The organism is Parvibaculum sp. (genome assembly GCF_049672805.1).
Lineage (GTDB): Bacteria > Pseudomonadota > Alphaproteobacteria > Parvibaculales > Parvibaculaceae > Parvibaculum.
On sequence record NZ_JBATWS010000265.1, the window covers coordinates 1 to 8,873 of the forward strand.

An 8,873-nucleotide genomic window follows, 5' to 3' on the forward strand; every position below is an offset into this window, starting at 1 on the left:
GCGCGGCGAGAATGGTGCCTGTCTGGTCAAGAACCGTTACGTCCTCGGCCTTGAGGCCCGGCACAGCGGATGAGACAAGACGCTGAATGGCAACCGCCTTCTCGCGCGCCTTGGAGGATGAATCCTCGACATGAATGAAAACGGAAGCGCTTGGCCGTGAGGCCGCCCGGTTGAAGGCCTCCCTCTCCGGCAAAACAAGATGCACCCGCGCAGCAACAACGCCCTCCATGGTCTGCATGGTGCGCGCAAGTTCGCCCTCAAGCGCGCGCGTCTTCGTCACCTGCTGCATGAAGGAGGTAAGCCCGAGCGCACCCGTATCATCGAAAAGCTCGTAGCCAGCCGCATCACCGGAAGGCAATCCTCTCTCGGCAAGGCGCATCCGCGCCGCACGCGCATCTTCAGGCGCGACCAGTACAGCCGTGCCGTCATTCTGAATGTCGAAAGCAATGTTCATCTCGCGCAGCACCTGCCCGATGCGCGCGGACTCATTCTTCTGAAGGTCCGAATAAAGGATCGTCATGGACGAACGGGACATGCTGATCGAAAGGCCCACAATTGCGACGATGATCGCAAGGCCGACGCCGCCCAGAATGAGCAGCCGCTGTGTCCCCAGATCCCGCAGATTATTCAGTAGAGACTTCACGAAACGTCCGTTCTTTAAACTTTCCGGATATCGACGAAACGTAGGCTTCGTCCGTCGGTAGGAAGCTATCGGCCAATGTTTTCAGCGCGATTTACGTTTCCAGATTTGGCGGAGAAGTCGGTGGCGGCAGAGTTTCCCGACAATGTGAGCGAAGAGAGACGCGGCAAGAATGGCGGTATGGAGCGCCCTCACCTTCAGCGGCTGATCCTGCCTGCCGGCCTGGTACTACTGCTGATTGTCGGTGTGATTGGTGGCTTCTTCCTCGCCACCCGAACGGGAGAGATGAAGGACGCCTCCCCCGTCGAAATCGCGCACGCCTATTGGAATGACCTCAAAGGTGAGAATGAACCGGACCCCGCTTTGACGCCCGTCTTTCTCACCATGGAACCGCTTGTCACCAATATGCGGAGCAGCGCGAACAACCGTCTTCTTCAGCTGTCTCTCACGCTGCGTACCCTCCGCAAGAATGAGACGGCGGTGAATGAGATGACGCCGCATATTCGCGATCTCGTGATCCTCTATCTGCGCACGCTTGATGAAAACGACATTCAGGGAAGCGCCGCGCTGATCGCCTTCAAGGAGGCGATCATGCGCCGCATCTCGGCGATCGATCCCGCCGGGCTTGTGGAAGCTGTCTATGTCGATCAGTTCGTCGTCCAGTAAACCATTCATGTCAGAAGGCATGGTCAGATGATCAGAAGAACTCTGAAAGCGACGGGAATAGGAATAGCAGCCCTTCTGGCAATGACGGCGGCCGCACAGGCGCAGATGATGCCCTCGGGCTTGGGCGTGGACATTCAGGAGCTTCTGGGGACAGAGGGAAATGGCCCCCTTACCGGCCGCATCATCCAGTTTCTGGGTCTCCTCACCGTTCTGAGCATCGCCCCGGGCATTCTCATCATGGTGACCTCTTTCACGCGCATCGTGATCGTTCTGTCTTTTCTGCGCTCAGGCCTTGGCCTCCAGCAATCACCGCCGAACATCGTGCTTGTAAGCCTTGCCCTGTTCATCACCGCCTATGTGATGGCACCGACGTTCGACCGCGCATGGCGGGACGGGCTTCAGCCGCTCGTCAGCGACCAGATTTCAGAGGAGCAGGCCTTTGAACGGATCGTTGACCCCTTCCGCATGTTCATGATGGAGAATGTGAGAGAGAAGGATCTGGCCGTTTTTGCGGAACTATTCGATGCCGTTTACAAACGCGGCAGCGCGGCAGAGGCAGAAGCGCTGGCAGATGAAGTACCGCCCTATCGCAGCGCCGAAAGCGTGGACCTGAGGATTCTCGTACCCGCCTTTCTCATCTCCGAGCTGCGGCGCGCCTTCGAGATCGGCTTTCTGGTTTTTCTTCCCTTTCTCGTGATTGACATGGTTGTTGCCACCATCCTCATGGCGATGGGCATGATGATGCTGCCTCCTGTCGTTATCTCGCTCCCTTTCAAGATTCTCTTCTTCGTATTGATCGACGGCTGGTATCTGCTCTCCACAAGCCTTGTGCGTTCATTCGTCTAGCGGACCACCGGCATGGAAAGTCTCCAGCTTTTCGCCACTGCGCAGGTTTTCACCTTCATGCTGGTATTTGCCCGTGTGGGAACCGCGCTCATGATGATGCCGGGATATGGCGAGCAATCCATTCCGCCCAATATCCGGCTCATCATCGCGCTCGCCCTTTCATTCGTCGTGATGCCGCTCCTGCCGCTGGGGAGTGTTGTCCCCCCTTCAGACTTTGGCGGCTTTGCAAGCGCACTCATGATCGAGTTCGGGGCGGGTGCCTTTATCGGTGCGTCCGCCCGTATTCTTTTCGCCATGCTTCATGTAGGCGGGCAAATCGCCGGTCAGTCCATGGGGCTCGCAACCCTGGCTGGCCCCACCGGTGCGGGCTTCGAAAGCGGCGCTGCCGTTGCAAACTTCATGGTCATGAGCGGCGTGTTGATGCTCTTCGTCACCGGTCTCCATATCGTGATGATCGAGTCCATCGTTGCGTCCTATGCCCTGTTGCCCATGGGAGAGGTGCCCGATTTCGGATATCTCGCCGCAAGTATTGCCCGCACCGCCACACGCTCTTTCATGCTGTCCGCCCAGTTTGCCTCGCCCTTTCTGGTGCTCGGCTTCCTCTTCAATCTCGGGCTCGGCCTCACCAATCGGATGATGCAGTCTCTGCCAGTCTTCTTCATCGGCGCCCCCTTTATGCTGGCGGGCGGCCTCTTGCTGCTATTCGCCTGTGTCGGCTCCATCCTCATCGCCTTCACCAATGCCATGGGTGACTGGCTCTACAGCGTGACAGGGTGATCCATGGCTGAAGACACACAGGATAAATCGTCCCAAACCGAAGAACCGACTGAGAAGAAGATCTCGGATGCCCGCCAAAAGGGCAACACGCCGAACTCCCGCGAGCTTGGGTCTCTTGCCTGCGTGATCGCAGGTTTCGTGATCGCGGCGGGTCTGAGCACCAGGATCGCCATGTCGCTCTCCACCTCCATGACACCCCTTATCGAGAATTCGTCTGACCTTATCTCCGGCATCTCGGTGGGCGACCTGACCCAGCTCTTCAGCCGCTTCATCCTTGAAATCGGAGCGGTTCTCGCCCCCGCCTTCCTCATTTTTATCGGCGCGGGCATCTTCGCGGCCTTTGCCCAGGGCCATGTCGTCCTTACAGGCGAGCGCATCCGCCCGAAAGCCGAACGCATTTCCCTGAAGAACGGCGTGCAGCGCCTTTTCTCGACCACGGCTCTGGTGGAGTTCGGCTATGGTCTCTCGAAGCTGACTATGGTTGGCGCCATCACAGGCTTCATGCTGTGGAGCACCTTTGCCAACGCGCAGGGTCTCGTCTTCACCGACATTTCGACAATGCCATCCACTCTCCGCGACCTCACCATGCGTCTCCTGATCGGGGTGGCCTCTGCCATGAGCCTCATCGCCATTGTGGACATCATCTGGCGGCGCTTTGACTGGCGGCGGAAGCTGCGTATGTCCCACCGCGAGATCAAGGACGAGCATAAGCAGGTTGAAGGCGACCCGATGATGAAAGCCCGCCTGCGCGAGATTCGCCGCCAGCGGGCGCGCAAGAGAATGCTTTCGGCGGTGCCGAACGCCACGGTCGTGATCGTCAACCCGACACATTACGCGGTTGCTCTGCGCTACACGCGTGGCGAAGACGCCGTGCCCGTCTGCGTGGCCAAGGGGCTTGATCTCATCGCCTTGCGGATCAGAGAGATTGCCGAGGAGAATGGCGTCACCGTGGTGGAAGAACCCCCGCTCGCGCGCGCCCTTCATGCGGCGCTCGAAGTGGATCAGCCAATCTCCCGCGAGTTCTACAGGGCCGTCGCCGAAATCATCAGCTATGTCTATGCTCAGAACGAACAGGCAGGATACAAAAAGACCGGCGCCAGGGTGACGCCGGTCATAGAAGCAAATTCAGCCGGATAGAGCCTGCGCGGTCCTTCAGTAAACCATTGCTGCCTTCCGCTCATTCTGCTCCAGCACAATCTCACCTCGTGCCTCAAGATCCTTTGCAACACGAACGATGCGGGCTTGCGCCCCCTCCACATCGGCTGCGCGAACCGGGCCCATCAGCTCCAGCTCGCTGCGCACAATGGCGCTGACCCGCTCCGAAAGGTTCTCGAAGAAGGTTTCCTTCACCTCATCCTTCACGCCTTTGAGCGCCAGAATGAGCGTATCGATTTCGATTGCCTGAATGATCGTGCGGAAGGAGCGCGCGTCAAGCTTCACCAGATCATCGAAGGTGAACATGAGCGAGCGAATGATCTCGGCCGATTGCGGAACCTCGCCTTCGATCTCGCCCATGATTTCGGGAAGCTGCGCCCGATCCACCTGGTTCAGAATTTCGGCAATCCGCATATGACTGTCATTACCGAGCATACGCGCATAATTGACCATGAACTCGGAATGGAGTGTCTCTTCTACATCCTTGAGAACGTCCTTCTGCACATATTCCATCTCGATCATGCGCCGCAGCACTTCCGCCCGGAACTGCCCCGGCAGGACATTCACAACCTTTGCCGCATGGGAAGAGCGGATTTTCGAAAGAATGACAGCGGCTGTCTGCGGATGTTCGCTCTGGAGATAGCTTGCCAGCATCTGCTCATTCACCGTGGAAAGCTTCTCCCACATGCTGCGGCCTGCCGCGCCGCGAATATCGCCCATGATTTCCATGACCCGCTCATCGGGCAGGAAAAGCGACAGCATCTTCTCTGTGGAATCATATGTACCGACAACCGCAGAGCTGTTGGCGAAATGATCGGTGAACTCCCGAAGCAGCCGCTCACAGACGCTCGACGTGATGCTGCCAAGCTGGGCCATGGACCGGCTGAGAATGCGGATTTCATCCTCATCAAGCCGTTCCATCAGCTTCGCACCCCGCTCCCGACCGAGCGAAAAGAGAATGACGGCCGCTTTCTCAGGCCCGCTCAGCAACCGGTCTTCTGCGCCTGGTTTCACTTGCTCTTCCATTTCAATCCTCTTTAGGGAGAGTTAGAGCGCCGCCGACCTTCTTGTCGTCAGCATCCAGTCTGTTCTCGTATCGAAATATCTCGCTCAGTATTTCGCCAAGCGCGAGCATTAGCGGAACCTTCACACCTGTGCCCTGCGCCAAACCTTCAAGCATGTCCTTAAGGTCCGTCTCGTCCGTAATGGCTATGCCATTGTCGCGCGCAAGCAGCCCGATCTGCTCCGCCATTCCCGGAAGCCGCACTATCGGTGATGTGGATCTGTTACCTGTTTCAGCCATGGGCGCTTCCTCAAATCTGCGCGATCGTCTTCACCGGCGTCTTCCGGTGAAGCTCTGCATGACTGACAACGGGAAGCGAGGTGCTTACACGCTCGAGCAGCGACCGCACAAATGGCCGCGCTTCCTGACTGACGATGATCGCAAAGGGATTGCCATGGGAGAGCTGGTCCTGAATGACGGAACGCGCGGCGATCACGAAGTCATGAACCAGCGAGGGCGGCATGGTGAACACACGGTCATCTCCCTGCTGCTCGATATGGGAGAGGAAGGCCTGCTCCCATTTGGACTGCAAGGTAACAACCGAGATGAAGCCATCCTCACCCGCCAGCGTTTGACATATCTGCTGGGAAAGGCGCACACGGACATGCTCTACGATGAGATTCACATTCCGTGAATGCGGCACCGCCTCGGCAACGGCTTCGAGGATCAGTGGCAGATTGCGGATGGATACCTGCTCGGCGAGAAGGCTCTGCAGCACGTTTTGCAATGCCGCCTTGGTGATCTGGCTCGGCACAAGTTCGGCGACCAGCTTTTGATACTCAGGAGAAAGCCCGTCAATCAGTTTTTGCAGCGCCGAATATGTCAGAAGGGTGCTGAGATTTTCCTTGATGATCTCGGTCAGATGCGTCACCACCACGCTCTCTTCATCGACCACCGTATAGCCGAGTGCCTCCGCCTTCTCTGCTGCAGAGCGCGTGATCCAGCGGGCCGGCAGGCCGAAAGTCGGCTCCCGGGTCTCCTGACCATCAATAGCCGGCGCCTTGCCGCCGGGATCAATGGCGAGCATGTAACGCGGCCAGATTTCTCCTTTGCCCGCAACCACACCCTGAATCGAGATTTCATAGGCCTTGGGCGCAAGGAAGCCATTATCCTTGACCCTGATCTTGGGCAGATAGAAGCCATATTGCTTGGCGAAGCGGCGGCGCAGCAGACCCACTTTTGCCGTAAGGCCGGTATTCTCGCCAATGATGAGCGGCACGAGCTGGCTGCCCACTTCAAGCTGAATGTCCTCGACGCGTAGCAGTTCTTCGATGGGTGTCTCTTCAGACACTTTCGGCTGCGCAGCGGCAAGCTCCTGCCGCTGCCGCTCGGCTTCCGTTCGTGCCAGATGGCGTGGCAGCCACCAGGCAACGAAGCCGAAAATGCCCCCCAGCAAAAAGAAGGGAAACATAGGAAGACCCGGCGCAAGACCAAACATGCCCATCAGAACGGCAGCAACGAAAAGCGCCTTCGGATAACCGCCCAACTGGCGAAGAACAGCCTCGTCGGTCGATCCCTTGTTGCCACCCTTTGTGACAAGCATGCCCGCCGCCAGAGATACGATGAGTGAGGGGATTTGCGACACAAGCCCGTCACCCACCGAAAGCGTGGAATAGACATGGGCCGATTCGGAAAACGCCATGCCCTGCTGCGCCACACCAATCAGCATGCCGCCAATGAGGTTGATGAAGGTGATGATGATGCCGGCAATCGCATCGCCACGAACGAATTTCGAGGCACCATCCATCGCGCCGAAAAAGGAGCTTTCCTCTTCCACTTCGCGCCGGCGCCGCTGGGCTTCCTTGTCGTCAATAAGACCCGCAGACAAATCCGCGTCAATCGCCATCTGCTTGCCGGGAATGGCATCAAGCGTGAAGCGCGCCGCCACTTCCGCCACACGGCTTGCACCCTTCGTGATGACGAAGAAATTCACCGTGGTCAGGATCGCGAAGATGATAAGCCCGATCACGAAATTGCCGCCGATAACAAACTGTGCAAATCCTTCGATCACATGCCCGGCGGCGGACGAGCCTTCATGCCCCTCCGAGAGAATAAGGCGTGTCGATGCAATGTTGAGCGCCATGCGCAGCATGGTCGAAACAAGCAGGATCGTCGGAAAGGACGAGAAATCGAGCGGCCGGTTGATCCACAGCCCCACCATGAGGATCAACACCGACAGCGCAATGGAAACGGAAAGTCCCGCATCGAGCGCCCAGGCCGGGACCGGCAGAAACAGGACCGTCAGAATGAATATGATGCCGATCGCAAACCAGACGTCGCGATGCTCACCCGAGCGGCCAAGATGCGTGAGAAAGGGAAGCCTCGCGGCCAGAAGCTCTGTCATGCGCTAAGCTTGCCCTCCTTTGACTGAGGCGCTTGCTCGGGATGCCCGGCCAGAATGTCCTCAAGCCGGTCGAAGCTTTCGGCGAGGCGGTGGCTTTCATGCGGCGCCTGCGCAAGAAATTCTTCCACCGCGCGGCTCAGCACAATGGCGCGGTCAAGCCGTGGATCACTCCCCGCCTTATAGGCACCGATCTGGATAAGCTCGCGCATCTCCTCATAGGCGGCCATCAGACTGCGCGCCTCACGCGAAAGGCGAAGTTCCCTCTCCGTGTGGCAGCCCGGCAGCATGCGCGAAACGCTTTTCAGCACATCAATCGGCGGAAAGCGACCCCGTTCGGCAATCGCCCGGTCAAGCACAAGATGGCCGTCCAGAATGGAGCGGACAGCATCTGCCACCGGATCATTGTGATCATCCCCTTCAACGAGCACGGTGAAAACGCCGCTGATATCCCCCTGTTCCTCCGCCCCCGGCCCTGCGCGCTCCAGCAGACGAGCAAGTTCCGAGAAAACACTCGGCGGATACCCCTTCGCCGTGGGCGGCTCACCAGAGGCAAGACCGATTTCGCGCTGCGCCATGGCAAAACGCGTCACTGAGTCCAGAAAGGAAAAGACCTGCAGCCCTTCATCGCGAAAAGCTTCGGCAATCGCCATCGCCATATAGGCCGCCTGACGGCGCATATGCGGGCTTTCATCCGAGGTCGCAACAACCATCACAGAGCGCGCAAGCCCCACTTCACCCAATGTCTCCTGAATGAACTCCTGCACCTCGCGGCCACGTTCGCCGATCAGGCCAATAACCGCCACATCTGCCTCGCTGCGGCGGGCAAGCATTGAAAGCAGCGTTGATTTTCCGACGCCGGAACCCGCGAATACGCCCATGCGCTGCCCACGGCAGATGGGCGCAAACACGTCGATTGCGCGCACGCCTGTATCAATCTTCGCCCCGACACGACGCCGCGCATAAGCGGGCAGCGGCGCAGCGCGAAGACGCCGCGTGTGAGGGCCGCGCGCAAGCGCGCCCTTTCCGTCAATCGGCGTGCCGCAGGCATTCACCACACGGCCTATCCATGACCGGTCAGGATGAACGGTCGGCTCCACACCGCGCGCCAGAACCTCTGAGCCAAGCACGATGCCGTCTGCGGGCTCGAAAGGCAGCAGGAGAGACTTGCCCGCTTCAAAGCCAATGGCTTCGCACTGGATGCGCCGCCCGTCTTTGGTTGTCACCTCGCAGCGGTCCCCCGGCGACAGATAGCCATCAAGCCCCGCTGCACGGATCGACTGCCCCGTGCAGGCTTCCACCTTGCCGTAGTAAACCGGCCCCGGAAGCCTTTCAAATTCTGCTTCTATATCGCGAAAGAGTCTCATCACCACCCGCCACCTTGA

Annotated in this window: 9 protein-coding genes; 4 read left to right on the forward strand and 5 right to left on the reverse strand. The window is 58.7% G+C overall.

The annotated features are described in order from the left end of the window. The coding region (gene fliF / locus WBF74_RS08505) for a flagellar basal-body MS-ring/collar protein FliF (protein ID WP_424438115.1) at positions 1-643 on the reverse strand (643 nt) is incomplete at its 3' end. Between the two features lie 120 nt (positions 644-763). Here fliF and WBF74_RS08510 point away from each other — a divergent pair. The 4 genes from WBF74_RS08510 to flhB are packed head-to-tail and all read left to right on the forward strand — an operon-like array spanning position 764 to position 4,066. Then, on the forward strand, positions 764-1,306 hold the full coding sequence (locus WBF74_RS08510; RefSeq protein ID WP_424438118.1) for a flagellar basal body-associated FliL family protein: 543 nt from the start codon (positions 764-766) through the stop codon (positions 1,304-1,306). A gap of 27 nt (positions 1,307-1,333) precedes the next feature. Next, entirely contained in the window at positions 1,334-2,152 is an 819-nt protein-coding gene (gene fliP, locus WBF74_RS08515; RefSeq protein WP_424438121.1) for a flagellar type III secretion system pore protein FliP, read from the forward strand. A 12-nt stretch (positions 2,153-2,164) separates the two neighbouring features. Then, positions 2,165-2,929, forward strand: a complete 765-nt coding sequence (locus tag WBF74_RS08520) for a flagellar biosynthetic protein FliR (RefSeq protein ID WP_424438124.1) — start codon at positions 2,165-2,167, stop codon at positions 2,927-2,929. Between the two features lie 3 nt (positions 2,930-2,932). Further along, positions 2,933-4,066 (forward strand): flagellar biosynthesis protein FlhB, encoded by a 1,134-nt coding sequence (gene flhB, locus WBF74_RS08525; protein ID WP_424438127.1) that lies wholly within the window; start codon positions 2,933-2,935, stop codon positions 4,064-4,066. A 15-nt stretch (positions 4,067-4,081) separates the two neighbouring features. On the opposite strand, the gene WBF74_RS08530 is transcribed toward flhB, so the two are convergent. The 4 genes from WBF74_RS08530 to fliI are packed head-to-tail and all read right to left on the reverse strand — an operon-like array spanning position 4,082 to position 8,855. Beyond that, the gene (locus WBF74_RS08530) at positions 4,082-5,110 is read right to left on the reverse strand and encodes a flagellar motor switch protein FliG (RefSeq protein WP_424438130.1); all 1,029 of its coding nucleotides are present in this window, start codon (positions 5,108-5,110) and stop codon (positions 4,082-4,084) included. Position 5,111: 1 nt separating this feature from the next. Further along, positions 5,112-5,387 carry a hypothetical protein gene (locus WBF74_RS08535; RefSeq protein WP_424438133.1) on the reverse strand — a complete coding sequence of 92 codons (276 nt, stop codon included), beginning with the start codon at positions 5,385-5,387 and terminating at the stop codon, positions 5,112-5,114. A 10-nt stretch (positions 5,388-5,397) separates the two neighbouring features. Next, positions 5,398-7,491: a flagellar biosynthesis protein FlhA gene (flhA, locus tag WBF74_RS08540; RefSeq protein WP_424438136.1), complete on the reverse strand. Its 2,094-nt coding sequence runs from the start codon at positions 7,489-7,491 to the stop codon at positions 5,398-5,400. Next, positions 7,488-8,855, reverse strand: coding sequence for a flagellar protein export ATPase FliI (gene fliI, locus WBF74_RS08545; protein ID WP_424438139.1), 1,368 nt, complete (start codon positions 8,853-8,855; stop codon positions 7,488-7,490). The genes flhA and fliI overlap by 4 nt, the downstream gene beginning before the upstream one ends. Between the last annotated feature and the right edge of the window lie 18 nt (positions 8,856-8,873).

Excerpts from the sequence above, each read along its gene's own strand:
- fliP (WP_424438121.1), top strand. The coding sequence starts at position 1,334 with ATGATCAGAAGAACTCTGAAAGCGACGGGAATAGGAATAGCAGCCCTT.
- WBF74_RS08530 (WP_424438130.1), bottom strand. The coding sequence starts at position 5,110 with ATGGAAGAGCAAGTGAAACCAGGCGCAGAAGACCGGTTGCTGAGCGGG.
- WBF74_RS08535 (WP_424438133.1), bottom strand. The coding sequence starts at position 5,387 with ATGGCTGAAACAGGTAACAGATCCACATCACCGATAGTGCGGCTTCCG.
- flhA (WP_424438136.1), bottom strand. The coding sequence starts at position 7,491 with ATGACAGAGCTTCTGGCCGCGAGGCTTCCCTTTCTCACGCATCTTGGC.
- fliI (WP_424438139.1), bottom strand. The coding sequence starts at position 8,855 with ATGAGACTCTTTCGCGATATAGAAGCAGAATTTGAAAGGCTTCCGGGG.
- flhB (WP_424438127.1), top strand. The coding sequence starts at position 2,933 with ATGGCTGAAGACACACAGGATAAATCGTCCCAAACCGAAGAACCGACT.
- WBF74_RS08520 (WP_424438124.1), top strand. The coding sequence starts at position 2,165 with ATGGAAAGTCTCCAGCTTTTCGCCACTGCGCAGGTTTTCACCTTCATG.